At 34.5% G+C, this 23,934-nt stretch carries 24 protein-coding genes and 1 pseudogene; 8 read left to right on the top strand and 17 right to left on the bottom strand.

What is annotated here, in order from left to right; translation table 11 throughout:
- Window positions 1-7: 7 nt before the first annotated feature.
- From PSU83_RS00360 to PSU83_RS00330, 7 genes are all read right to left on the bottom strand, one after another.
- Window positions 8-256, bottom strand: coding sequence for a hypothetical protein (locus PSU83_RS00360; RefSeq protein WP_300585497.1), 249 nt, complete (start codon window positions 254-256; stop codon window positions 8-10).
- A gap of 17 nt (window positions 257-273) precedes the next feature.
- Window positions 274-429: a hypothetical protein gene (locus tag PSU83_RS00355; RefSeq protein WP_300585462.1), complete on the bottom strand. Its 156-nt coding sequence runs from the start codon at window positions 427-429 to the stop codon at window positions 274-276.
- Window positions 430-547: 118 nt separating this feature from the next.
- Window positions 548-1,132: a GDP-mannose pyrophosphatase NudK gene (gene nudK, locus PSU83_RS00350; protein WP_300585460.1), complete on the bottom strand. Its 585-nt coding sequence runs from the start codon at window positions 1,130-1,132 to the stop codon at window positions 548-550.
- A 2-nt stretch (window positions 1,133-1,134) separates the two neighbouring features.
- Window positions 1,135-2,082, bottom strand: coding sequence for a 23S rRNA (adenine(1618)-N(6))-methyltransferase RlmF (gene rlmF / locus PSU83_RS00345; RefSeq protein ID WP_300585457.1), 948 nt, complete (start codon window positions 2,080-2,082; stop codon window positions 1,135-1,137).
- A gap of 15 nt (window positions 2,083-2,097) precedes the next feature.
- Entirely contained in the window at window positions 2,098-2,760 is a 663-nt protein-coding gene (locus tag PSU83_RS00340; protein WP_300585455.1) for a thiamine diphosphokinase, read from the bottom strand.
- A gap of 86 nt (window positions 2,761-2,846) precedes the next feature.
- Window positions 2,847-3,671, bottom strand: a complete 825-nt coding sequence (locus tag PSU83_RS00335; protein ID WP_300585453.1) for a DUF4249 family protein — start codon at window positions 3,669-3,671, stop codon at window positions 2,847-2,849.
- A gap of 3 nt (window positions 3,672-3,674) precedes the next feature.
- The gene (locus tag PSU83_RS00330; RefSeq protein WP_300585451.1) at window positions 3,675-6,047 is read right to left on the bottom strand and encodes a TonB-dependent receptor; all 2,373 of its coding nucleotides are present in this window, start codon (window positions 6,045-6,047) and stop codon (window positions 3,675-3,677) included.
- A 137-nt stretch (window positions 6,048-6,184) separates the two neighbouring features.
- Here PSU83_RS00330 and PSU83_RS00325 point away from each other — a divergent pair, with 137 nt between their 5' ends.
- Complete coding sequence (locus PSU83_RS00325) at window positions 6,185-6,862, top strand: hypothetical protein (protein WP_300585449.1); 678 nt, start codon at window positions 6,185-6,187, stop codon at window positions 6,860-6,862.
- A gap of 31 nt (window positions 6,863-6,893) precedes the next feature.
- Here the strand turns inward: PSU83_RS00325 and PSU83_RS00320 are convergent, their stop codons facing one another.
- From PSU83_RS00320 to trmD, 3 genes are all read right to left on the bottom strand, one after another.
- On the bottom strand, window positions 6,894-9,113 hold the full coding sequence (locus PSU83_RS00320) for an NADP-dependent isocitrate dehydrogenase (RefSeq protein ID WP_300585447.1): 2,220 nt from the start codon (window positions 9,111-9,113) through the stop codon (window positions 6,894-6,896).
- 206 nt (window positions 9,114-9,319) lie between these two features.
- Window positions 9,320-9,670: a 50S ribosomal protein L19 gene (rplS, locus tag PSU83_RS00315; RefSeq protein WP_300585445.1), complete on the bottom strand. Its 351-nt coding sequence runs from the start codon at window positions 9,668-9,670 to the stop codon at window positions 9,320-9,322.
- A 160-nt stretch (window positions 9,671-9,830) separates the two neighbouring features.
- Complete coding sequence (gene trmD / locus PSU83_RS00310) at window positions 9,831-10,508, bottom strand: tRNA (guanosine(37)-N1)-methyltransferase TrmD (RefSeq protein ID WP_300585443.1); 678 nt, start codon at window positions 10,506-10,508, stop codon at window positions 9,831-9,833.
- A gap of 106 nt (window positions 10,509-10,614) precedes the next feature.
- Here trmD and PSU83_RS00305 point away from each other — a divergent pair, with 106 nt between their 5' ends.
- Window positions 10,615-11,754, top strand: a complete 1,140-nt coding sequence (locus tag PSU83_RS00305) for a sterol desaturase family protein (RefSeq protein ID WP_300585440.1) — start codon at window positions 10,615-10,617, stop codon at window positions 11,752-11,754.
- A gap of 41 nt (window positions 11,755-11,795) precedes the next feature.
- On the opposite strand, the gene PSU83_RS00300 is transcribed toward PSU83_RS00305, so the two are convergent.
- Together PSU83_RS00300 and PSU83_RS00295 are read right to left on the bottom strand one after the other, a co-directional pair.
- A complete protein-coding gene (locus PSU83_RS00300) occupies window positions 11,796-12,515 on the bottom strand; it encodes a 3-ketoacyl-ACP reductase (RefSeq protein ID WP_300585437.1) in 720 nt (239 codons plus the stop codon).
- Between the two features lie 77 nt (window positions 12,516-12,592).
- A pseudogene (locus PSU83_RS00295) lies at window positions 12,593-13,392 on the bottom strand (class I SAM-dependent methyltransferase).
- 85 nt (window positions 13,393-13,477) lie between these two features.
- Here PSU83_RS00295 and PSU83_RS00290 point away from each other — a divergent pair.
- Both PSU83_RS00290 and PSU83_RS00285 read left to right on the top strand, forming a co-directional pair.
- The gene (locus PSU83_RS00290) at window positions 13,478-14,410 is read left to right on the top strand and encodes a peptidylprolyl isomerase (RefSeq protein WP_300585434.1); all 933 of its coding nucleotides are present in this window, start codon (window positions 13,478-13,480) and stop codon (window positions 14,408-14,410) included.
- A gap of 156 nt (window positions 14,411-14,566) precedes the next feature.
- Complete coding sequence (locus PSU83_RS00285) at window positions 14,567-14,875, top strand: cytochrome c (RefSeq protein ID WP_300585432.1); 309 nt, start codon at window positions 14,567-14,569, stop codon at window positions 14,873-14,875.
- Between the two features lie 45 nt (window positions 14,876-14,920).
- Here the strand turns inward: PSU83_RS00285 and PSU83_RS00280 are convergent, their stop codons facing one another.
- Together PSU83_RS00280 and glgA are read right to left on the bottom strand one after the other, a co-directional pair.
- Window positions 14,921-16,192: a glucose-1-phosphate adenylyltransferase gene (locus PSU83_RS00280; RefSeq protein ID WP_300585429.1), complete on the bottom strand. Its 1,272-nt coding sequence runs from the start codon at window positions 16,190-16,192 to the stop codon at window positions 14,921-14,923.
- A 29-nt stretch (window positions 16,193-16,221) separates the two neighbouring features.
- On the bottom strand, window positions 16,222-17,448 hold the full coding sequence (glgA, locus tag PSU83_RS00275) for a glycogen synthase (RefSeq protein ID WP_300585426.1): 1,227 nt from the start codon (window positions 17,446-17,448) through the stop codon (window positions 16,222-16,224).
- 93 nt (window positions 17,449-17,541) lie between these two features.
- On the opposite strand from glgA, the gene PSU83_RS00270 reads away from it, so the two are divergent.
- Window positions 17,542-17,880: a tRNA-binding protein gene (locus PSU83_RS00270; RefSeq protein ID WP_300585423.1), complete on the top strand. Its 339-nt coding sequence runs from the start codon at window positions 17,542-17,544 to the stop codon at window positions 17,878-17,880.
- Window positions 17,881-18,148: 268 nt separating this feature from the next.
- On the opposite strand, the gene PSU83_RS00265 is transcribed toward PSU83_RS00270, so the two are convergent.
- Both PSU83_RS00265 and PSU83_RS00260 read right to left on the bottom strand, forming a co-directional pair.
- On the bottom strand, window positions 18,149-18,532 hold the full coding sequence (locus PSU83_RS00265) for a PUR family DNA/RNA-binding protein (RefSeq protein WP_300585421.1): 384 nt from the start codon (window positions 18,530-18,532) through the stop codon (window positions 18,149-18,151).
- Window positions 18,533-18,603: 71 nt separating this feature from the next.
- Window positions 18,604-20,361 carry an ABC transporter ATP-binding protein gene (locus PSU83_RS00260; protein WP_300585419.1) on the bottom strand — a complete coding sequence of 586 codons (1,758 nt, stop codon included), beginning with the start codon at window positions 20,359-20,361 and terminating at the stop codon, window positions 18,604-18,606.
- Window positions 20,362-20,557: 196 nt separating this feature from the next.
- Between PSU83_RS00260 and PSU83_RS00255 the strand changes: the two genes are divergently transcribed.
- The 3 genes from PSU83_RS00255 to yajC all read left to right on the top strand — a co-directional run bounded on the left by PSU83_RS00255 (window position 20,558) and on the right by yajC (window position 22,975).
- On the top strand, window positions 20,558-21,664 hold the full coding sequence (locus PSU83_RS00255; RefSeq protein ID WP_300585417.1) for a Glu/Leu/Phe/Val dehydrogenase: 1,107 nt from the start codon (window positions 20,558-20,560) through the stop codon (window positions 21,662-21,664).
- Window positions 21,665-21,773: 109 nt separating this feature from the next.
- Window positions 21,774-22,685 (top strand): transcription antitermination factor NusB, encoded by a 912-nt coding sequence (gene nusB / locus PSU83_RS00250; RefSeq protein WP_300585495.1) that lies wholly within the window; start codon window positions 21,774-21,776, stop codon window positions 22,683-22,685.
- Window positions 22,686-22,699: 14 nt separating this feature from the next.
- Window positions 22,700-22,975, top strand: a complete 276-nt coding sequence (yajC, locus tag PSU83_RS00245) for a preprotein translocase subunit YajC (RefSeq protein ID WP_300585415.1) — start codon at window positions 22,700-22,702, stop codon at window positions 22,973-22,975.
- Between the two features lie 92 nt (window positions 22,976-23,067).
- Here yajC and PSU83_RS00240 read toward each other — a convergent pair whose 3' ends face one another.
- Complete coding sequence (locus PSU83_RS00240) at window positions 23,068-23,901, bottom strand: alpha/beta hydrolase (protein WP_300585412.1); 834 nt, start codon at window positions 23,899-23,901, stop codon at window positions 23,068-23,070.
- Window positions 23,902-23,934 lie beyond the last annotated feature (33 nt).

Genomic DNA, 23,934 nt, shown 5'->3' with positions numbered 1-23,934 from the left:
CTTAGAATTATTTTAATTTAGCAATAAACTCAGCAACCGTTTCATTGGGCAATTCTTCCCATTTAGTTACTATTTTACCATTTTCATCCAATAAAATAATTAAAGGGAATTGTCCGTTTGGATTATATTTCTCCGCTAATTTTTCGTTTTCAGCAGTCTGTTCTTTTGATAAAGCATTTGTTTTTTTTCTAGGAAAATCAGCATTGAACACAATTAAATTTGAACTTGCAAAAGCCGTAAATTCTTCGGAATCAATATATTTTCTTTTGAATTTTACACAAGGCGCGCACCAATCCGAACCCGAAAAAAGAATACTACTTTTTTATGTTCTTCTTTGGCTTTTGACAATGAATTTTGAAGGGTATTTACTTCTTGGGAAAAACTTGAAAGGCTGATGCTTAAAAGGAAAACAGTTAGAATGCGTTTCATAGAGTTTTTGAATTAATTATAGAATAAATATAATTGAATTTAAAACACATAGTAAAATATCGTCTTAATATTAGATTAAATTGAATGAGTATGCGATAACACAAACAATCGGTATGGGCTAACGTATAAAATCATTAATCTTTGCATGTTGCAACAACATAATCGTCTTTGCATCTTTGATTTCGCCGGATTTAATCATGTTGAAAGCAGTATCAAAATCATATTCTAAAACCTCTATATTTTCATGTTCGTCTGGAGCACCTCCGCCTTCATTAACTTTCATTTCCTTAGTATATTCGGCAGTAAAAAAATAGAGGATTTCGGTTACTGAGCCCGGTGACATATAGACTTCAAATAATTTTTCGACAGCTGAAATCTTATAACCGGTTTCTTCTTCGGTTTCTCTTCTGATGCATTCTTCTGGGTTGTCTTCATCTAATAATCCGGCGCACACTTCAACCATCATTCCAGTTTCGTTTCCGTTTAAATACGTTGGCAATCTGAATTGACGTGTTAAGAGTATTGTTTTGGTATTCTTATTATACAATAAAATAGCAGCACCATTTCCTCTGTCATACGCTTCACGGGATTGCGTTTCCCATTGCCCATCATTTTTAAGATAGTTATACGTTACTTTTCGTAGGGTATACCAATTATCCGAGAGCACTTTGGTTTCTGTGATTTCTATTTTAGGGTTTTTCATGCTCATTCGAATTTCCAGTTTTTTTGTTGCATTTCTGATAAAAAGGTCCAAGCTACAATTCGGCTTATTTTTTGGCCTTGAGCCATATCAATGGTTTTGATTGTTACTGCACCAACTTTACTTAGGATTTTATAAATGTTTTTTAGATTCTCTTTTTTGGAAACCAATGTGGTGAACCAAAAGCATTGCATTGGATATTTAGCGCTTTCATATATCATCTGGGTAATGAATCCGATTTCGCCACCAGTACACCAAAGTTCCGCATTTTGTCCACCAAAGTTTAAAATAGCTTTAGAATTTTTGGTATTGGTCAATGTGTTTACTTTTCGCAACGCACTTTTCTCCGCTTCTTCCGCGGAATTGTGAAACGGTGGATTGCAAATGGTAAAAGTAAATTTGTCTTCGGGCAAAATTATGTTTTTGAAGATGAAGCGAGACTCTATTTGTGATTGTAAACTGATGGCATCCATTAATTTTGGATTGTTTCCAATGATTGTCTTGCAGTTCTGAAGTGCTTTTTCATCGATATCGGTTCCAACGAAACTCCATCCATAAACCGAATTTCCAATAATGGGATAAATACAATTGGCACCAATACCAATGTCTAAACCAACAACAGTTTCTCCTTCTGGAATAACTCCGTCATTAGAATCTGCCAATAAATCGGCGAGGTAATGAATATAATCAGCGCGACCGGGAATTGGCGGACACAGATAATCAGCTGGAATATCCCAGTTTTGAATATCATAATTTGAGAGTAATAAGGCTTTGTTTAAAGCTTTAACCGCTTCCGGATTACTAAAATCGATAGTTTCTGTCGCGTGTTCATTGATAAAAACAAATTCTTTTAACGAGGGATACGCAGCGATTAATTGTTCAAAATCATAGTGAAATCGATGAAGATTTCTGGGATGTAAAGTTGTTTTTTCGGTTGTATTTTTAGCTTTCAATTTTGAGTTTTTAGTTTAATCCCAGCATTCCATCAGTAATAAATCGCCGTCTTTGTGGGTTATTGATACGATTCCGTCTTCGGTAACATGATTGCTGCTTCCGGTTCGATACCCAATGGTCAAATCTTCATTTGTTAAGGAATAAAAAAGATTTTTGGTCGATATTCCAGTTACTTTTCCAATAGGTATCAAAGATAATATTGTTTTAGACGTGTACCATTTTTCAAAAGTTGTGGATAACAAATATACTTTAGAATGATCATCCAAAATAACGATTTTCAAGAGATTTCTGTACGCAACGATATTGGTAAGATTAGTAATCGTATGATCGGCGCGTCTTCCGGTTGCCCAAATTACGTTTGCCGCTTGGTGTCCTTTTTCGATTAGATAATCAAAAGCTTTCTCCAAATCGGTTTTATCTTGATTTGGAGTATGCACGATTTCTATTGGATATTGTTTTTCCTTGTAATAATTGGCATCAAAACCGCGATCAAAATCACCTAATAAAACATCGACTTTAATTCCAAGTTCTAAAACTCGCTCAATAGCCGAATCTAATACAATTACGATTGGAGACCACTCCAAAAGTTGTCCTAATAATTCAGAACTACACGCTTCACCATTGGCAATAATTAAAGCCGGTTCTTGGTCATCGCGAACAATATGATGTGAAGACATTTTAGTATTTGATTTTTAGTATTTGATTTTCGATTGGTAAAAGTAATTAAATTCTACGTCGTATGTCGCACGTCAACTATCGTAAATTATTGAACAACATATTGGGTTTTGACTACTTCACACACCCTAAAATAACCCAAACAATACTTTGTTTCGTTGGTTTGGTTTACCATATTCCCTCTAACGGTCGCTGGTGGCGTTTGAAAAGGACTGCCTCCAGCAGTTCCAGCGTTGCCAAGTAAAATTCTCATGTAATTAAAATATTGTTTTGAAATGCCATGAAGCGTATAATCAATAGTGTCACCCGCTTTTAAATCTTCGTTAGAATACAAGCCAAACATTAAATTTCCTTGCTCGAAACGGTCATCAAAAGCTTCAAATTCAGGAAATGCTTTGACTGGTGTTTTATATCGGGTCAAATAGGAATTGTTCTCTAAGGGATTGTCTTGAAAAAAGAATTTAACTTCAATATCTTCTCCACTAAATCCAGCATCATTTCTTTGAGTCACATTAGCTATATCAGGTACCGCAATCATTTTTTCAGAACCAGTATAGGTTTGACCTGCATAATTTACTGTTAAAACATAGGTGTCTCCAAGGACTGGAGCAAAAGTAGTACAGTTGTAATTGCCTGAATTGGGAACATCCTCTATAAAGTTAAAAACGGTATTCGAACTGTTTGTGACAAAAACGGTTGCGCCGGAAACACTCGGAATTACATTACTGTAATAGCCCGTAGTAGTGGATAATTTTATGGTTTGTTCGTTTCCTGTTGTGCCTTTTTCCCAATCGATGGAAGCGTCAATCACTAATTTGGCCGGAGCAGTATCTAATTTTAAGTCAACAACTTCTTCGCAACTTGTTAAACTTAAAAAAGTAATTAAGGATACTATGTATAGTATTTTCTTCATGATTTAAAATTTAAAATTATAACTAACGCTTGGTACAATTCCGAAAATGGAAAGCTTCACCGCTTCATTTGTTGCGGTATCTTCATTTTGTCTAAACGAAATCGAAGCCGCATTTTTTCGACCGTATAAGTTGTACACACTGAAAACCCATTCGCTTTGCCATCCTTTTTTCTTTTCGGGTTTTGGCGTATAGGTTGCCGAAACATCTAGGTGATGATAGGTAGGAAGACGGTTTTCATTCCGCAATCCATAACTAGGAATAAGAATGCCTTGGTACTCATACTTTCCGTTTGGATAGGTTACTGGTTGGCCCGTTTGTAGTGTAAAAATGGATCCAAATTTCCATTTTTGATTGAGTTCATACGTTGAAACTATGGAAATATTATGGGTTTTATCAAATCCCGTTTTGTACCAGTTTCCGTTGTTAATTCCCAATTCTTCTGCCGTTCTTCCGGTCGTTTGTTGTTCTGTTCTTGATAATGTATACGAAATCCATCCGTTAAATTTACCTTCGTTTTTTTTGAATAAAACTTCAAATCCATATGCCCTTGCATTTCCGTTAAGGACAACTTGTTCGATTGCATTATTGGCAATCAAATCGGCACCATCAATATAATCCAATCGGTTTTTGATTTTTTTATAAAACGTTTCTACTTCTAAGGAATACTTATCTTCTTTAAAATTTTGGAAATATCCAAAAGCAACTTGATCTAAAGTTTGCGGTTTCAGAAAATTATCACTTGGTGCCCAAACGTCTAATGGTGTTGGCGATTGTGTGTTGGAAATCAAGTGTAAATACTGCGCCATCCGATTATAACTCGCTTTTATCGATTGATTATCGTTAAACGAATACGACATGGCAACTCGAGGTTCTAAGTTGTCAAAATTTGCAATTACAGCGTTGCTGCCATAATAGCGCGTTCCGGTTGCTGTTGCTTTTTCGTAAATCTTGAAGTCATTATTCCACGTTACGGCTTGATTGTTAGCATACGTATTGATCGTTTGCTGCCCTAATCGGTAAAACATACTATATCGTAACCCATAATTGATAGAGAAATTGGAGGTTATTTTTTGGTCCACATCAAAATATAAAGCAGGTTCCAATGCAAATTTTTTGTCTAATTGGAATTCATTAATACTTGAATTTGCGTTTAACGGCTCAATTTTTCCTGGATTAAAGTCATAATATTGTGCATTTACGCCATAACTCAATTTTAATTTATCAGTTAAGTAGTGTTTAAAGTCGTATTTGATATTGTAGTTTTTGATACCACTATCCCAATTGAATCCTATAAAATCTAGCTTTAGTCCATAATAGTAATCGCTGTAAATCATGGAAAAGTTCGAAAATAATTTATCTGAAAACAAATGATTCCATCGCAAATTTACTACTGCATTTCCGTACGTATTCACGAAGCTTTCATTGATGTTAAAAACATCGCGACCAAAATATCCGGATAAAAACAAATTATTCTTTTGATTGAGTTCATAACTTAATTTGGTATTCAAATCATAAAAATATGCCGAATTAGGATTGTCGGATAGTTTTAAAAAGAGATGTGCATACGAGCCTCTTCCCGCAACAAGGAACGATCCTTTTCCTTTGTTAATTGGACCTTCAGCAAGTAATCGGCTACTAATTAAACCGATTCCTCCGTTCATGTGAAATCCGTTTTTATTTCCTTCTTTTTGATAAATATCCAAAACTGAGGACAATCTTCCACCGAAACGCGCTGGAATTCCACCTTTATACAACTTCAAATCTTTGATAGCATCGGCATTAAAAACAGAGAAAAATCCGAAAAGGTGCGATGAATTATAAATTGTTGCCTCATCAAGTAGAACAAGGTTTTGATCCGCACTTCCACCACGGACATTAAAACCAGATTGTCCTTCACCAGCGTTGGTAACTCCTGGCAAGGTTAAAATTGATTTCAGAATATCAACTTCACCAAGAATAACGGGCATTTGTTTTACCGTTTGAATAGAAAGTTTATTAACGCTCATTTCTGGCTTTCTGATTTCTGCTCGCTTTTTATTATCGGTAATCACAACTTCTAGCAATTGTTGCGAATTCTCGGAAAGGAAAAAATTCTTTTTAATATTTTGATTTAGATTTATTTGGTCTTCTGTTTCTTGAAAACCCAAATAACTTGTTAAAATAGTGTATTCGCCTGCAGGCAAAGTAACAGAATAAAAGCCGTATTCGTTGGTGGTTAAACTAGCTTTCGCCTCAACAACGTAGATGTTTACACCAATAAGCGTCTCTTTATTTTTTGTATCGGAAATCGTTCCGCTTAGCGTAAATTTTTCTTGTGAAAACGAACTAAAAGTTACTAAGCTAAAAAGGAACAGCAGCATACTATTTTTATACATAGAAATTTATTAGGAATTTTAGATGCAAATTTAACATCATAATTGTTATTTTTTGTAAAGTATTTGTTAATCAATGGTTAATTTGGAACAATTTTTGTCTGTAATTTAAATACTTTTACAACCTAAATAACACATACATGAAAGCAGTTTATGCTTTTTTATTTTTTTTACTATTTTCTTTTACAGGATTTTCACAATTTGAATCTCCTAAAAGGACCCTTAATATCGCACCGGTTTCATCTCCAAAAGGAAACGTTGCGCCCACAAGTTCCAAATCAATAACATATCCAAGTATTTTTGATAAAAAAGATAAATTGCTATCAGGTGTTTCGCTACTCAAAAAAGAAGAAGAAGAGAGAAGTATTTTTGAAAAAGAGCAATTTGCGAGTCCGGTTCAAGAATATACTGATAAGATGAATAAGCAATTGAAATCTGAGGGTTACACAAGAGAAAATGTTAGTAGCGATATGTATCTCGGAGATTTTAAACTTTTCACTGAAAAATTGAGCATTGCATGCAGGGACAATTCAGCAATTGATGGCGATCAGGTTTGTATTTGGTTAAATGGAGAAAGAGCTGTGCCAGTTGTAACTTTGGAAGGAAGGTTTAAAACCTATAATTTTATGCTCAAAAAAGGATTGAATGACGTTCAGATTGAAGCATTGAATGTCGGTGAATCTTTTCCAAATACGGGCCAATTTTCTTTTTTTGACGGCAACGGAAAATTAATTACCACTCAGAATTGGGATTTGAATACGGGTTACAAAGCCATCATGAAAATTAATAGAATGGATGGAATCCGAGAAAAGGAATAAAAAAAGCGACTGATTAAAGTCGCTTTTTTATTTAATTCAATTCGGATAAAATGGAATTGAATGTGGTACTTGGTCGCATTACCTTATCGGTCAATTCAAAGTTCGGATGATAATACCCTCCAATGTTTTGAGGTTTTCCTTGGGCGCCAATTAATTCTTCATTTATTTTGTTTTCGTTTGCACTTAATTCAGCTGCAATAGGAGTGAAGAGTGCCTTTAATTCCGAATCATTGGATTGGTTGGCTAAAGCTTGCGCCCAATATAAAGTCAAATAAAAATGCGAGCCACGGTTGTCAATACTTCCCAGTTTTCTTGCAGGTGATTTATCGTTTTCTAAGAATTTTTCTGTAGCTTGATCTAATGTTTCAGATAAAACTAATGCTTTGGCATTGTGGTAAACTAACCCTAAATGCTCATAAGAAACACCAAGCGCTAAAAATTCACCAAGCGAATCCCAACGGAGATAGCCTTCATCAAGAAATTGTTCCATATGTTTTGGTGCCGAACCGCCAGCGCCAGTTTCAAATAATCCACCACCGTTCATCAAAGGAACAATTGACAACATTTTAGCAGAAGTTCCGACTTCAAGAATCGGAAATAAATCAGTTAAATAATCACGTAATACGTTTCCAGTTACTGAGATTGTATCCAAACCTTGCACAATTCGTTCCAGAGAAAAATTAGTAGCATCAACCGGATTCATTATGCGAATATCTAAACCTGCTATATCGTACTCTTTAAGGTATTGATGTACTTTTTTAATCAATTCGATGTCGTGAGGTCTATTCTCGTCCAACCAGAATACTGTCGCGTCACCTGTTGCTTTTGCTCTATTTACAGCGAGTTTTACCCAGTCTTGAATAGGGGCATCTTTCACTTGACACATTCTGAAAATATCTCCAGCTTCCACTTTTTGTTCCATTAAAATACTTCCAGCAGCATCTTTTACCTTTACAATGCCATCAGCAGCAAGTTGGAAGGTTTTATCATGAGAACCATATTCTTCTGCTTTTTGAGCCATCAAACCAACATTAGGAACACTTCCCATAGTTTTTGGGTCTAATGCTCCGTTCTTTTTACAGAAATCAATGGCTGCTTGATAAATTCCTGCGTAACAACGGTCTGGAACAATTGCTTTGGTATCTTGGCCTTTTCCGTCTTTGTTCCACATTTGCCCCGAATTTCTAATCATCGCAGGTATCGAAGCATCAATGATAACATCAGAAGGAACATGTAAGTTGGTAATTCCTTTCTCTGAGTTGACCATCGCTAACGCTGGACCGTTTTCCATGGCCTCCGTCAAAGAATTTTCAATTTCTGATTCTAACGGATGGCCTTTTATTTTGGCATAAATATCGCCTAAACCATTTCGGGTGTCAATATTTAACTCGTTTAAAACTTTTGCATATTTTTCGAATACTGGGGCAAAGAAAACTTCAACAAAAGCACCAAATATTAATGGATCTGAAATTTTCATCATGGTTGCTTTCAAGTGAACTGAAAACAATACGTCGTTATTTTTAGCATCTGTTATTTGCTCGGCGATGAATTGCTTTAGCTTGTGCATACTCATGACCGAACTGTCGATTATTTCGCCTGCTTTTAAGGGAGAAGAATCTTTTAAAATTTTAGTGTTTCCGCTAGTGTCGGTAAATTCGATAGTAAAGCTACCGGCATCTTTTAAAGTCAGTGATTCCTCAGTACCATAAAAATCACCACTTTCCATGTGAGATACGTGTGTTTTTGAATCTGAAGACCAGGCGCCCATGGAGTGCGGATGTGCTTTAGCGTAATTTTTCACTGCTTTCGGAGCCCTTCTGTCTGAGTTTCCTTCTCTCAAAATCGGATTAACTGCTGAACCTAAAATTTTGGAATATTTAGCTTTAGCATTTTTTTCTTCTTCTGTTATTGGTTCTTCTGGGAAATTTGGAATCTTATATCCTTGTGATTGTAACTCCGCAATGGCTTCATTAAGTTGCGGTGCGGAAGCCGATATATTAGGTAATTTAATAATGTTAGCTTCTGGCTTGGTCGCTAATTCACCTAATTCCGTTAAATCGTCTTTTGTTTTTTGATCTTCCGATAAATATTCCGGAAAGGTTGATAATATTCTAGCAGCTAATGAGATGTTTTTAGTTTCGATCTCGATGTCAGCTTGTTTTGAAAAAGCTTTTACTATTGGTAAGAAGGAATGTGTCGCCAACATTGGCGCTTCATCAGTAATTGTATAGATAATTTTTGACTTTGGCATGTGATGTTTGTTTTTAAAAAATCGCAAACAAATATAATTAAATGATACCGCATTCATTTAACTTTAACTACGAAATCGATTGAATTATCAAATTGCTATTTAAAGAGATTTTAATTGTCAAATTGTCGATTTTAAGTCTTTAATTTTACAGAATAAAAAAAGTCTAGATATAATCGAGACTTTTTTTATGAACTGAGAGTTTAGAATTATCTTCTTCTTTCTCTGATTTTTGCTTTTTTACCAGTAAGTTCTCTAAAGTAGTAGATACGAGCTCTTCTAACTTTACCTCTTTGGTTCACTTCTACTTTTTGCAAAGCTGGCATGTTAACTGGGAAGATACGCTCTACACCAACTGCACCAGACATTTTACGGATTGTAAAAGTTTCAGTAATTCCTGCACCTTTTCTTTGGATTACAACTCCTTTGAAAAACTGAGTTCTTGTTTTTTCACCCTCTTTAATTTCGTAGTACACAGTGATTGTATCACCAGCTCCGAAAGCAGGGAAATCTTTTTTTGTTGATAATTCGTTATTAACGTAATCTACTAAATTTGCCATTTTTATATAATTATGGTTTTTTAATCTGAGCAACATTCACGGTTCTCGCCAGAGGTTGGTCAAAGTGGGGGCAAAGATAAAATTTAATTGATAATTAACAATGAATAATTGATAATTTTTTTATACGCAACAGGCTCATTATCAGTTGTCAACTAATTATTTATTCATTTAAGAGATCCGGACGACGATTTTTAGTATGTTCGTAAGCCATGTCTTCGCGCCATTTGTCAATTTTGGCAAAATGACCGCTGGTTAAAACGTCGGGAACTTTCCATCCTTTGTAGTCGGCCGGACGTGTGTATATTGGACCCGAAAGTAAATTATCCTGAAAACTATCAGTCAAGGCCGAAGTTTCATCGGATAAAACACCAGGAATTAATCGGATAATTGCGTCGCAGAAAACAATAGCGCCAATTTCACCACCACTCAAAACATAATCGCCAATCGAAATTTCTTTGGTAATGAAATGATCGCGTACGCGTTGATCCACACCTTTATAATGTCCACAAAGTATAATTATATTTTCATACATCGAAGCCGTATTTGCCATTTTCTGGTTCAAAGTTTCTCCGTCTGGCGACATATAGATTATTTCGTCGTATTCGCGTTGACTTTTTAAATGGGTAATACAGTCGTCAATAGGCTGAATATTCATCACCATTCCCGCACCACCGCCAAAAGGATAATCGTCTACGCTTTTTTGTTTGTTGGTCGTATAATCTCTTAAATTATGAAAATGAACTTCCACTAAACCTTTTTCAATAGCACGTTTCATAATCGAGGCTTCAAAAGGGCTTCGCAATAATTCAGGAAGTATAGTAATAATATCAATTCTCATAAAAGTAAAATTTATTAGTGCAAAGGTAAATAGTAAAGTAGTGTTAATAAAATATAGTCAGAACAAATTGAAGTTTTTATATATTCGTAAACTTAATAATCACTTAATGGAAGTAAAAGAAAATATTGATTTTGGAAAAGGATACATCAGTGGATATGCTTCAATTTTTTTGGGTGTTTTGTCTTTTTTGGGTATTTTGTGTTTTAAATATCCAGAATGGTTGACAACGCCTCAATTTAGAGAAGTCTATACCGGAGAATCTATGAAGATGCTTTTAACCGCTGCGATTATCGCTTCTTTTCTATTTGGACTGATTAGCTTTATGGTTAGTAAGCAAAAAAAATGGGCTTTGATTGGCCTTGTATTTTGCACTTTAGCCATTGTTCTTGGCGGATTCAATGTTTCTCCTGTAGCAGTTGGTGCAACGAAATGGCATCTGGGATTGGACTGGCTTTTATTGGATTTATTGCTGATGGCAGTAATTTTTATTCCAATAGAAATGGTTTTTCCAAAGCGAAAAGATCAAAAAACCTTTCATGAAGAATGGCGCACTGATTTGGTTTATTTTGTCGTGAGTCATTTACTCATTCAGTTTTTCGGAGCCATTACGCAACAGCCTGCCATAGTATTTTTTGGTTGGATGGGGCTGTCAGGATTGCACACTTGGGTTCAGAGTTTACCATTTTTAATTGAATTGTTTATGGCATTTTTCATTGCCGATTTATTTCAATACTGGACACACCGATTTTTCCACAGTCATCATTATTTGTGGCGCTTTCATTCCATTCATCATTCTACAGAAAACATGGATTGGCTTGCGGGTTCAAGAACACATTTTATAGATATTTTTGTAACGCGTTCGATGGCCTTTGTTCCGCTATATGTGTTCGGATTTTCAACTATTACATTTAATGTTTATGTAATTTTCATGGCGATTCATGCTGTATTGATTCATTCGAATACCAGAATTAATTTCGGATTTTTGAAATATATTTTTGCAACGCCTCAGTACCATCATTGGCACCATTGCAAGGATTCTGATCATTACGGAAAGAACTTTGCAACCATTTTTCCTTTCATTGACAGGATGTTTGGAACGTATTATCTGCCCAATAAAGAATGGCCAAAAGATACAGGGTTACTCGAAGCGAATTATCCAAAAGGCTATATGAAGCAAGCGGTTTATCCGTTTACAAAGAGTCCGTTTGATAAAAATTTAAATATGGAGGAGTATTCAAGTCGATAACTGCATCTTGTTCACAATTACATAGTAAATCGAGTATTTTTTTATGGATTTGTAGACCATAACGAAGCACTTTTTAACATTGCTCGTCTTGGTAAATGTAAGGCTGCAACAATCAATTCCGCAAAATCAGCGGGTTGTAAAACGGTTTCTTCTGAGTTTCTATTTGCAATTCCTAGTTCAATTGACATGTCTGATGCGATGGTACTTGGCGTAAGTGTGCAAACTCTAATGTTATTTTTCCGCACTTCTTTCATCAACGATTCTGATAAGCCAATTACGGCAAACTTTGATGCGGAATACGCCGATGTTCCAGCATTTCCAGTAATTCCAGCCGTAGATGAAACGTTGAAAATATCACCTTGATTGTTTTCAATAATATATGGAAGCACTTCTTTAGTTACATAATACATTCCCATAAGATTGGTTTGAATAATTGCTTGCCATTGTTTTGGTTGCATTTCCAAAAAACTTCCGAAAGCGGCAATACCAGCATTATTCACCAAAATATCGATCGTTTTAAATTCAGAAATTATTTTTTGAATTCCGATTTTTACTTCGTTATGATTTCCAACGTCAAATGTTGCATAGATCGCTTTTACTCCAAATGCTGAAAGTTCCGCTACGGTTTCAATTAAATTTTGCTCATTTCTTCCCGTGATCGCAACATCAATTCCTTCTTTTGCAAATGCTAATGCCGTTGCTTTTCCTAATCCTTTTCCGCCGCCTGTTATTATTGCTTTTCTTCCTTTTAAATTTTCCATTATTATTTATTAATTGATTGCAAATTTATTGATTTGCTCTATTTATTGAAATCAAATTAACTTCAATTTAGTAATGCTTACTTTTTAGTTGCCAAAATCGAATACACCATTGGGATTTTGTTTCCGAAAGCTTTAATTTGCAATTTTCCTGGTTCAAATTCTTTCATTTCCTTGAAGCAATTATAAGGTGAATAGTCGAATTCATTGAACTGATTGATTTCCAGGTTATTTGAAGTTAATGCATTTAAAATCTCAGAAATTGGATGATTCCACGAAATGGTTTTGTTTTCGATTTCAGATTTTTTTTCGGCATAAGTACCTGAACCTTCCTCAAGAATAGGCTCTACGTTAAAATAATTATAGAAAATTTCTTTAAAATCATCGTCATACAGCCAAATAAACGGATGGAAATCAGCCATTACAAATTTACCATTTGGTTTTAAAAAACGAGAAATTACTTTGGCCCATTTATCCAATTCAGGTAACCAACCAATAGTACCATAACTGGTAAAAACAATATCAAATTTTTCGTTAAGATGATCTGGTAAATCATAAATATCACAACAAATAAACTCAGCATTCAAATTTAATTTCGAATTAAATTCTTTTGCTCTTTCAATAGCTTTATCTGATAAATCTACACCTGTAGCATTTGCACCAAGTCTTGCAAATGAAATCGTATCTTGTCCAAAATGACATTGAAGATGCAGTATTTTTTATTAGAAACGTTGCCAAGCAAATCCAATTCAATTGAATTGAGAGTTGACTTCTCGTTTAAAAAGTTTTCATTTTCATAGAAATCGGATGCAATGTGAACATCAACTTTGTTATTCCAAGTTTGCTTGTTAAGTTCGAGGTAATCATCTAAATTGTCCATGTAGAACTTATGTTTTCGTTTTTATAGCTACTCAAAATTACAATATTATAGTATCTTTGCACCACTAAATTAAAAAATTCACACGATGGAAAACGGAATATATGCTAAATTCAACACCTCAAAAGGTTCTATTTTAGTAAAATTAACACATGATTTAACGCCCGGAACAGTAGGGAATTTTGTTGCTTTGGCAGAAGGAAATTTGGAAAATAAATCACGTCCACAAGGAGAACCTTATTATGACGGATTAAAATTTCACAGAGTAATTCCAGATTTCATGATTCAAGGTGGTTGTCCACAAGGAATTGGAACTGGTGGTCCAGGATACAGTTTTGAAGATGAGTTTCACCCAAGTTTGAAACACGATAAACCAGGAGTTTTGGCTATGGCAAATTCGGGTCCGGCTTCTAACGGTTCACAATTTTATATTACACACGTTCCAACCTCTTGGTTAGATAACAAACATACGGTTTTTGGAAACGTGGTTGAAGGTCAAGATATTGTGGATGCTGTCGCTCAAGGTGATATGTTAGAGAAAGTTGAGATTATAAGAGTAGGAGACGAGGCTAAAAATTGGAATGCGGTTGAAGCTTTTAGAACCTTTGAAGGATCTCGTCAAAAAAAAATAGACGACGCTAAAAAAGAAGGAGAAGCGAAAATGGAAGAATTGGCTGCTGGATTTGAAAAAACAGAAAGCGGTTTGCGTTATAAAATGATTCAAAAAGGTTCAGGAAAACAAGCTGAAAGCGGTAAAACAGTCTCCGTTCATTATGAAGGTTCTTTAGAAACTGGAAAAGTTTTCGATTCCTCTTATCCAAGAAAAAAACCAATCGAATTCAAATTGGGTCAAGGTCAAGTTATTGAAGGTTGGGACGAAGGAATTGCACTCCTAAAAGTTGGAGACAAAGCACGTTTCGTTATTCCATCTTATTTAGGATACGGACCAAGCGGAGCAGGTGGTGTGATTCCACCAAACGCTACCTTAATTTTTGACGTTGAATTGATGGATGTCAAATAAGTGGAGAACCAATTTTATTTAAAATTGAGCGAATCACTTATTCCGAACTTGTTTCGGAATCCAACACAAATTATTTAAGATCTGCTTAAATACTTAAACCCAACAAATAACTGTTGGGTTTTTTTATACTTTTACCGTAAACCAAAAGACAAAACCATGAAATACAAAGTACTAACTTTAGTTGTTTTAGCTTCATTAATTTATTCGTGTGCAGCAAAATCAGGCGTACCAACCACAGAAGTTAAGAAAGTAGATTCCACTGAAACCGCAACTACACTGCTGACCCCAGAATTGAATGAAGGTAAAATTTTATATGAAAACAATTGTGCAAAATGCCACGATTTATATAATAGAAAGGAATTTTCTATTGAAGAATGGAAGCCCATTGTAACGCGCATGCAGATGAAAGCACATTTAGATGATGTGCAAGGACAGAAAATCTACAATTATGTTACTATGAAATAATTTTTAAAACCGTCTCGTTCCAAAAAATGAGACGGTTTTTTTATGTTAAACCTTAAAACCATTAGGAAGTATAGCTCCTTTTTTTACCACTATAATTCCGTCTTTGATCGTATATAAGTTGGTGTCTGTATCATGCAAATGTTTTCCGCCATTAAGTCGTACATCATTACCAATTCGGCAATTCTTATCTACAATCGTATTGTTGATAAAACAGCGTTCTCCTACGCCAATATTGATAATGTTTTGTAACGTATTGAGGCTAATTTCTTCTAGATTTTGATAATAATCGTTACCCATCAAATACGAATTGGAAACGGTTGAGCCATAGCCTATTCGGCTTCTAATTCCTATTACAGAATGTGCAATGGTAGCACCATTTATGATACAACCTTCAGCAATAACAGATTTATCAACGGTTGAAGCACCTGTTATTTTTGACGGCGGTAAAACCCGCGCTCGGGTATAAATTTTACTCGAATTGTCAAATAAATTAAACTTCGGAATGTCATCTGTTAAGCCTAAATTGGCTTGAAAAAACGAATCAATATTTCCAATATCGGTCCAATAACCTTCGTATTGATAGCTTAGTATTTTTTCTTTTCCAATAGCCTGTGGTATGATTTCTTTTCCAAAATCTTTCGTGTCTGGATTTTTCATCAATTCGATCAACAGTTCGCGATTAAAAATATAAATTCCCATTGAGGCCAAGTAAAATTTGCCTTCGGCTTTGGACTCGTCACTGACTTCAGAGGTCCATTCCGGGAGTAAACTCGCATTTGGTTTTTCAATGAATGAAGTGATATAATTTTCAGAATCAGTTTTTAAAATTCCGAATTCTGGAGCTTCTTTAGCATTGACCGGCAATGTTGCTATAGAAATGCTTGCACCACTTTTTTGATGTGCTTTTATCATTTCATTAAAATCCATTTGATACAATTGGTCGCCCGACAAAATCAGCGCATAATCAAATTCATGATTCATAAAATGATGCATGCATTGCCGCACCGCATCCGATGTGCCTTGAAACCAAGTAACATTATCTGGAGTTTGTTCAGCAGCCAAGATATCTACAAAAGCGGTGCTGAAATGGCTAAAATGATAGGTGTTTTTAATATGTTGATTGAGTGACGCCGAATTAAATTGTGTTAAAACAAACATTCTCTGAATAGAAGAATTAATACAATTAGATATCGGAATATCGACTAAACGGTATTTTCCTGCAATGGGAACTGCCGGTTTGGAGCGACTTTCTGTTAATGGTGCTAATCTGGAACCTTGTCCTCCGCCTAAAATAATGGCTAATACATTGTCATTCATCTTTTTTAATGATTTAATGATTCTTAGTTTTATGCTTTTTCTTTTTCAAATCGTGAAATGACTTCTTTATAATAATCGAAAGTTGTTTTGGCTATTGACTCCCAACTGAACTTCTCTAAAACGCGTACTCTTCCGGCTTTTCCCATTTGGTTTGCCAGATTTTCATCATCCAATAATTGATTAATTTTCGATGCAAAATCCTTTTGGAATTTTTCTGGATTTTTCGGATTAAAATCGGTTCTCGAAATGCTTTCCAATTCAATTAAATAGCCTGTTTTTCCTTCTTGAATTATTTCTGGAATTCCGCCAACTGCGCTTCCAACAACAGGAGTTTCGCATGATAAAGCTTCGAGATTTATAATGCCAAAAGGTTCATAAAGCGATGGACACGCAAAAACTCGGGCGTGACTGTAAAGCACTTTGACTTTATCTCGGGGTACCATTTCAGAAATCAAAATGACACCTTTGCGTTTTGTTTTTAATTCGGCAATAAGTGCTTCTGTTTCTTTTGCTATTTCTGGAGTATCGGGCGCACCAGCACAAAGAACTATTTGGCAATTTGTATTGAAATATTTCGCTGCCGATAATAATTGGGAAATTCCTTTTTGGCGCGTAATCCTTCCCACAAAAAGTACAAACGGAATCTCGGGGTTTATACCGTATTCTAGCAGTAAATTATTGTCAAATGTTGGTTTGTAAAATTCGGGATCAATGCCATTATGAATCACCCTTACTTTTTCGGGCTGTATTCTATAAGCTTCAATTACATCTGTTTTCATTTGTTGGCTAACGGCAATTATACCATCAGCTGTAGAGTAGGCTTGCTGTTCAATCCATCGCGAAAGAAAATAGCCATTACCTAATTGTTCAACTTTCCAAGGGCGATGCGTTTCTAAGCTGTGCGTGGTCAAAATAAGCGGAATTTGCACTAGTTCACGTGTAAATATTCCGGCTAAATGCGTATACCAAGTGTGACAATGAACGATATCGGCCTGTAAAGTATGCTGCGACATTTCTACATTCTTACTCAGAGTATGAAACATTTTGATATGCGGATTATCATAATCGTCAGGTTTTGACAATGACGATTGGATTCCCAAAACGTTCATAGCATCTGAATGATCGTCTTGATTTCCGAAACACCGTACTTCGACTTTTGCTAATTTCGATAATTCCTGACTTAAAAAATCAATATGTACCCCCGCGCCGCCATAGATGTTCGGTGGAAATTCATTGGTAAAAAGTGCTATTTCCATAAAGAAAATAATAGGTTGTTATTAAGTCTAAAAATAAGCAAATAAAATGTTTTTACTACATTTATCAATATAAAAACTATACAAACTGAATTTATGGAACAAAACCTTTCTTGGTTGGATTTTGAGAAAGTAGAAATGCGCATCGGAACCATTATAGAAGTCACAGATTTTCCACAAGCGAGAAAACCAGCGTATCAATTGACCATTGATTTTGGAGCAGATATTGGAATAAAAAAATCATCTGCCCAAATTACAAAACGGTATTCTAAAGAGGATTTAGTTGGAAAGCAAATCGTGGCTGTTGTCAATTTTCCGAAAAAACAAATTGAAAAATTTATGAGCGAATGTTTGGTTTTAGGTTCGGTAAACGAAGAGGATATTGTTTTGCTTACTTCTGATTTGAAAGTGGAGAATGGTTTGCGAATTGGTTAGACCTGCTTTTTTCTTTTTTGTACCATATACATATTGAATAGGGAAAGAAAAATGAAAATAATTGGGACTATTAAAAACACTTTTCTTTCTTCAAAAGAATTTCCGAGTTTGGCAGTTTGATAGTTACTATAAATAACAAACAACCAAAAAGCGATACAAATAGAATTGATTATTATACTATATTTATTGAGATATGCTATAATTTTTTGCATAAACTTTTAATTTAAAAAAGCCCAAAACTATAGTTCTAGGCTTTTTAATATTATTTTTAAATGTCTTCAAAATTCACATCTGTAAAACTCTTTTCTGTTACTGCTTTTTCTTCCACAGTTTCAGTTTCTTGATGGTATTCTCTTTTAAAATCTTTTTGGTGTCTTTCTGAGATTACTTCTTCCCCTTTGTGGTTCAATACATAAGAAGTCATTTCTTCTAATATTTCTGAGAAAGCGGCGAAATCTTCTTTGTACAAATAAACTTTATGCTTTTTGAAATGAAAAGAACCATCTTCTTCCGTAAACTTTTTACTTTCGGTAATGGTTATGTAGTAATCATCCGCTTTTGTAGCTCTCACATCGAAGAAATATGTTCTTCTTCCGGCTCTTAAAACTTTAGAAAAAATTTCATCTTTTTCTAACATATCATTTTCTCTCATAATCTTTCGGTCAATTAATAGTGTTGCTTAATACTTCAAAAATGGTAATTATTTTGTTACAAAACAAACATTTAATTTAATTCTTTTTCGGAAAGTTGCTTCGCATACAACTCTGCATAATAGCCTTCTCGGTTTACTAATTGATTATGAGAACCTTCTTGAATGATTTGTCCTTCATCGATAATAATGATTTTATCCGCGTTTTTTGCCGATGAAATTCGGTGACTCACAATAATAGTAGTTTTACCTTTTGAAATCGTCAGTAGATTGTGTAGAATTTGCTCTTCGGTTTCCGTATCGACCGCTGAAAGACAGTCATCAAATAATAAAATTTTTGGATCTTTAATAATAGCTCGTGCAATAGCTACACGCTGCTTTTGTCCGCCCGAAAGTGTGATGCCGCGTTCTCCTAAAACAGTTTCATATTTTAGGTTGAAGTTCATAATGTTGTTATGTACCACTGCATTTTTTGCGGCATTAATTACTTCTTCATCGGTAGCATCTTCTTTTCCAAACTTAATATTGTTTTTTATGGTGTCCGAAAATAGAAAGGAATCTTGAGGAACAATTCCAATGCTGTTTCTTAAGTCGGACAAATTAACTTCATCGATGTTTTTTCCATCAATAGTAATTGAACCTTGCTTGATGTCATACATTCTTGTAATCAAAGATAGGATACTCGATTTTCCTGAACCTGTTTTACCTAAAATCGCTAAGGTTTCTCCTTTTTTAACTTTGAATGAAATGTTTTGAAGTGCCGTAATATCGGTGTCATCATAAGTAAAAGTTACGTTACTAAATTCGATTTCACCCTGAATGTTTGTTTGTTTTTCCGATTTATTTTTGATTTCTGGTTCGATTTTCAGGAATTCATTAATCCTTTTTTGAGAGGCTTCTGCTTCTTGAACCAAAGAGGAAACCCAGCCAATCGAAGCCACTGGCCACGTCAACATATTTACATAAAGAATGAATTCGGCAATAGTACCGATGCTTTTTATACTTCCGTCAATATACATCATTCCGCCAAAATAGATTACGATTAGATTACTAATGCCAATTAATCCAATCATTAACGGACCAAAAAGCGACTGCACGCCGGCAAGATCCATACTTTTGGTTTTACTTCCTACAGCTATTTCTTCAAGGTTTTTTTGATACTGTTTTTCGAGTCCATAGGCTTTAACAACACGTATTCCAGAAAAAATTTCTTGAGTAAAACTGAAAACTTTCGACAAATATTGTTGAAAAATAGTACTGCGTTTATTGATTTCTTTGCTAAGTCTAAAAATGATGTAAGCTAGAATCGGTAAGGGAAGTATAGCGTATAAAGTCAGTCGTGGCGACACATTATACATATATATGATTACAATAATAAAACTGATGAAGGTATTAATGGTGTACATTACGGCTGGGCCAACATATTGTCGGACTTTGGCAACATCTTCACTAATGCGATTCATCAAGTCGCCCGTACGGTTGCGTTTGTAAAAATTTTGATCTAAAACTTCGTAATGCTTAAAAATTTCATTTTTCAAATCAAACTCGACATGACGAGACATTACGATTAGTTTTTGACGCATCAAAAAACGTAAAACACCAGCGATCAGTGTTGAACCTACAATCCACAAAATATTTTTGATTAATTCGATTTTGACTGTTTCAAGGCTCAAACCGTTTTTATTAAAATTTTCAACAACGGTGATTGATTTATTAACCAATTTTGGGGTAAACAAAGAAAATACTTGAGAGGCAATTGTAAACAAAATTCCTAATAAAAAGTGGAATTTATATTTGACAAAGTATTTGTTTAAATATTGAAGTTCTTTCATTGAAAATTGATAAAATAGGGGGTTATATCTTCTTTTATGTTAAAATCTTTAAATATAATTAAATTATACTATTCTTTGTTTATGTGAATTTTATTAACAAATTGCCAATTATTATCGATTTGAGTGAATATTATTTAATAAAGCCTTAATTTTGCGCTGACTTTTCAGTAAAGTCCTAATTAAACACTTTTACAAAATGACATCAGAAATCACAACGCCTGCAGAGCTTAAAAAAATGGATCCCGTTTTTGGTCAGCTATCTTTTGATAATCACGAACAAATTGTTTTTTGTAACGACAAAGATACGGGTTTAAAAGCAATTATTGGAATTCATAATACAGTTATGGGGCCAGCTCTTGGTGGAACAAGAATGTGGAATTATGCGAATGAATGGGAAGCATTGAATGATGTTTTGCGTCTTTCTCGTGGAATGACCTACAAGTCAGCTATCACAGGATTGAACCTTGGTGGCGGAAAAGCGGTAATCATTGGCGATGCCAAAACAGATAAAACTCCAGAAATGATCACTCGATTTGGAGAGTTTGTAAATTCTTTAAGCGGAAAATATATTACTGCTGAGGACGTAGGAACCACGACTGAAGACATGGATAGAATTAACCAAGTAACTAAATTTGTTACCGGAATTTCTATCGAAAGAGGCGGTTCTGGAAATCCATCTCCAGTAACAGCTTATGGAGTTTATATGGGGATGAAGGCTGCGGCAAAATACAAATTTGGTTCAGAAAGTTTAGCCGGTAAAACAGTATTGGTTCAAGGAAACGGACACGTTGGAGAAACTTTAATTAGTTATTTGACTAAAGAAGGAGCAACAGTATTTGTTTCAGATATTCACCACGATAAAATGGAAGATATGGTTTCGAAATATGGTGCTAAAATTTTCACTGGTGACGATATATACAGCGCTGATGTTGATATCTATTCACCTTGTGCTTTAGGTGCTACAATTAATGATGAAACCATCTATAAAATTAAAGCTAAAGTAATTGCTGGTGCTGCAAATAACCAATTGGCTGTTGAGTCAGTTCACGGTAAAATACTTAGAGAAAGAGGTATTGCTTATGCGCCTGATTTCTTGATAAATGCTGGTGGAATAATCAATGTTTATGGCGAATTAGTAAAGTATGCAGAAGGTGAAGCAATGAGAAGAACAGAGAATATCTATAATACAACGCTTGAAATCTTCGGTTTTGCCGATGAAAATAAAATGACGACGCAACAAGCTGCAATGCAGATTGCTGAAAATAGAATCGCTCAAAGAAAAAAAGAAAACGCTAATAAATAAGCCGTTTAAAAATATTTCCTATTTTTGCAAAGCGAAAGACTTTCTTTCGCTTTGTTAATTTTAAAAGTTCTTACCCGTGTTAAACAGAAGACATATTCGAGTGAAAGTAATGCAATCTATTTACGCATTACACCAAAAAAACTCTGACGAAATTGAGAAAGAAGAAAAATTTTTACTTCATAGTATCGATAGTATTCAAGATTTGTATTTAATTATGTTGTCTTCGCTGATAGAAATCAGAAAGAAAGAAATTGTTTTCCTAGAAGCTTCTAGCAAGAAACATTTGGCTACACTGGAAGATAAAAAACCCAACAGAAAATTTGTTGACAACGCTGTTCTTCAATTGTTAGAAGAAAGCAATTCGTTAAGTATTGCATTAGAGAAACGAAAAATCAACAATTGGGCAATGGATGATACTTATGTTTTGATTCTTTTAAACGAAATCAAACAAAGTAAGTTGTACCAAGTCTATATGCAAAATAAAAAAACCTCTTTCGAGGTGGATAAAGAGTTTGTTGCAGCAATGTTTGCAGAGTTAATTGCTCCAAATGAAAAACTATACGAATATCTTGAAGACAATAAACTAACTTGGATTGATGATATACCGTTGGTGAATACCCAAATTTTAAAACAACTGAATCAGTTTTCAGAGAAAGAAGAATTTAGAGTAACCAGACTATATAAAGATCAAGAAGATCAAGAATTCGTAACTTTATTGTTCAAAAAAACCGTTCTTAACGAAGTCGAGCTAGCAAAAGAATACATTAATAAAACCCCTAATTGGGATGCCGAAAGAATAGCCGAAATAGATACTATTATTTTAAAAATGGCAATTTGTGAGTTCTTGAAATTTCCATCTATTCCAGTTAAGGTTACTATTAACGAATATCTTGAAATTGCCAAAGAATATTCAACACCAAAAAGCAGCATATTTATTAACGGAATTTTAGATAATTTAGTCAAAGAATTCCAAAGCGAAGACAAAATCAAAAAATCCGGAAGAGGATTAATTCAAAATTAAAATCAATAATTATTATGGAACAGATTACTAAGTTTTTACCTTTTATACTAATTTTTGTGGTGATGTATCTTTTTATGTTTAGACCACAACAAAAGAAAATTAAACAAGAAAAAGAATTCGAATCAGGCTTGAAAGTAGGTGATAAAATCATCACTAAAAGTGGTTTCCACGGTAAAATTACTGAGCTTGCTGAAACTACAGTTATCATCGAAACCATGTCTGGTAAACTAAAATTAGAGCGTTCCGCTATTTCTTTAGAAATGACTGCTGCATTGAATAAGAAAGCGTAAGGTTACTTTTTTCTAAAAAAAATTACCGCAAATTCGCAAATTATTTAGTACTGATTAGGTATTGTAAATTTGTGAATTTGCGGTTTGCTTTTTCATTCCAATTTGTAAAGTACATCCCTAATTTGCTCAAAATTCACCCACGGAATAAAATGATTGGCATCTTTGATGGAAATCACATCTAGTGTTTCAGCACTGTACAATTCACTTTTCATAAAAGCAACATTGCTGTAAGGAACCAATTGATCTTTGGTGCCGTGAATTATAATCACTTTTGTAGTTATGTTACGGAGTTTTGGTTTTAAATCATACAAATCACGTTTCAAAGACCAAAGTTCATCATTGGATGTACGAAGCGCAGCCGGTATTAAAAACCGTAATGGTCTTGTCTTGATAACCGACCGCCATTGTTCCGGAGTTTCAGCTTTAGGATCAATCGACCCTGACAAAACTATTAGTGCCGCATAATCATTAGGTTTATCCGCGGCCATTTCTGCAATAGTTGGTCCACCAAGCGAGTGCCCAATTAAGTAAATTGGTTTTCCGTTGGCTATTTTCTGTGTCATTTTTTCTAGGATGTAAGATTGCGTTCTGAGATCTTCGGCTTGACCAAAATTGCTGTAGCCAAAACCAATTCGGTCAACCGCAATCATACGGTATTTAGACAGCAATAAAGTGTCTTTCAAATAGTCTTTGAAAGCATCCCAACTTCCTGGCGAACCGTGCACAAAAAATAGGGTTGGAGCATTTTTATTTCCAGTTTCGATGTAATGAATAGTAAAGTCATTTATTACCAAAGAAGAATCAATATAAGTCGTTTTAGCTGTTTTAAAGAAGGTTTTAGTTTCCTTACTCGTCATTCGCATTCGCATACACGATTGACAAAAAACCAGATAGAGTAGCGTAAATGAAAAGAAAATGGTTTTCATTTTGTTCTGGCGTACAATAAGAAAACCATTTTT

It is taken from the genome of Flavobacterium sp. (assembly GCF_029945805.1).
Lineage (GTDB): Bacteria > Bacteroidota > Bacteroidia > Flavobacteriales > Flavobacteriaceae > Flavobacterium.
Note: the sequence above shows the minus strand (reverse complement) of the source record. Positions and strands in the feature narration are given on the sequence as shown.

Bases quoted from the DNA above. Each gene is read 5' to 3' on its own strand.
- PSU83_RS00355 (WP_300585462.1), bottom strand. From the start codon at position 429: ATGAAACGCATTCTAACTGTTTTCCTTTTAAGCATCAGCCTTTCAAGT.
- nudK (WP_300585460.1), bottom strand. From the start codon at position 1,132: ATGAAAAACCCTAAAATAGAAATCACAGAAACCAAAGTGCTCTCGGAT.
- PSU83_RS00340 (WP_300585455.1), bottom strand. From the start codon at position 2,760: ATGTCTTCACATCATATTGTTCGCGATGACCAAGAACCGGCTTTAATT.
- PSU83_RS00335 (WP_300585453.1), bottom strand. From the start codon at position 3,671: ATGAAGAAAATACTATACATAGTATCCTTAATTACTTTTTTAAGTTTA.
- PSU83_RS00330 (WP_300585451.1), bottom strand. From the start codon at position 6,047: ATGTATAAAAATAGTATGCTGCTGTTCCTTTTTAGCTTAGTAACTTTT.
- PSU83_RS00325 (WP_300585449.1), top strand. From the start codon at position 6,185: ATGAAAGCAGTTTATGCTTTTTTATTTTTTTTACTATTTTCTTTTACA.
- PSU83_RS00320 (WP_300585447.1), bottom strand. From the start codon at position 9,113: ATGCCAAAGTCAAAAATTATCTATACAATTACTGATGAAGCGCCAATG.
- rplS (WP_300585445.1), bottom strand. From the start codon at position 9,670: ATGGCAAATTTAGTAGATTACGTTAATAACGAATTATCAACAAAAAAA.
- trmD (WP_300585443.1), bottom strand. From the start codon at position 10,508: ATGAGAATTGATATTATTACTATACTTCCTGAATTATTGCGAAGCCCT.
- PSU83_RS00305 (WP_300585440.1), top strand. From the start codon at position 10,615: ATGGAAGTAAAAGAAAATATTGATTTTGGAAAAGGATACATCAGTGGA.
- PSU83_RS00300 (WP_300585437.1), bottom strand. From the start codon at position 12,515: ATGGAAAATTTAAAAGGAAGAAAAGCAATAATAACAGGCGGCGGAAAA.
- PSU83_RS00290 (WP_300585434.1), top strand. From the start codon at position 13,478: ATGGAAAACGGAATATATGCTAAATTCAACACCTCAAAAGGTTCTATT.
- PSU83_RS00285 (WP_300585432.1), top strand. From the start codon at position 14,567: ATGAAATACAAAGTACTAACTTTAGTTGTTTTAGCTTCATTAATTTAT.
- PSU83_RS00280 (WP_300585429.1), bottom strand. From the start codon at position 16,192: ATGAATGACAATGTATTAGCCATTATTTTAGGCGGAGGACAAGGTTCC.
- glgA (WP_300585426.1), bottom strand. From the start codon at position 17,448: ATGGAAATAGCACTTTTTACCAATGAATTTCCACCGAACATCTATGGC.
- PSU83_RS00270 (WP_300585423.1), top strand. From the start codon at position 17,542: ATGGAACAAAACCTTTCTTGGTTGGATTTTGAGAAAGTAGAAATGCGC.
- PSU83_RS00265 (WP_300585421.1), bottom strand. From the start codon at position 18,532: ATGAGAGAAAATGATATGTTAGAAAAAGATGAAATTTTTTCTAAAGTT.
- PSU83_RS00260 (WP_300585419.1), bottom strand. From the start codon at position 20,361: ATGAAAGAACTTCAATATTTAAACAAATACTTTGTCAAATATAAATTC.
- PSU83_RS00255 (WP_300585417.1), top strand. From the start codon at position 20,558: ATGACATCAGAAATCACAACGCCTGCAGAGCTTAAAAAAATGGATCCC.
- nusB (WP_300585495.1), top strand. From the start codon at position 21,774: ATGCAATCTATTTACGCATTACACCAAAAAAACTCTGACGAAATTGAG.
- yajC (WP_300585415.1), top strand. From the start codon at position 22,700: ATGGAACAGATTACTAAGTTTTTACCTTTTATACTAATTTTTGTGGTG.
- PSU83_RS00240 (WP_300585412.1), bottom strand. From the start codon at position 23,901: ATGAAAACCATTTTCTTTTCATTTACGCTACTCTATCTGGTTTTTTGT.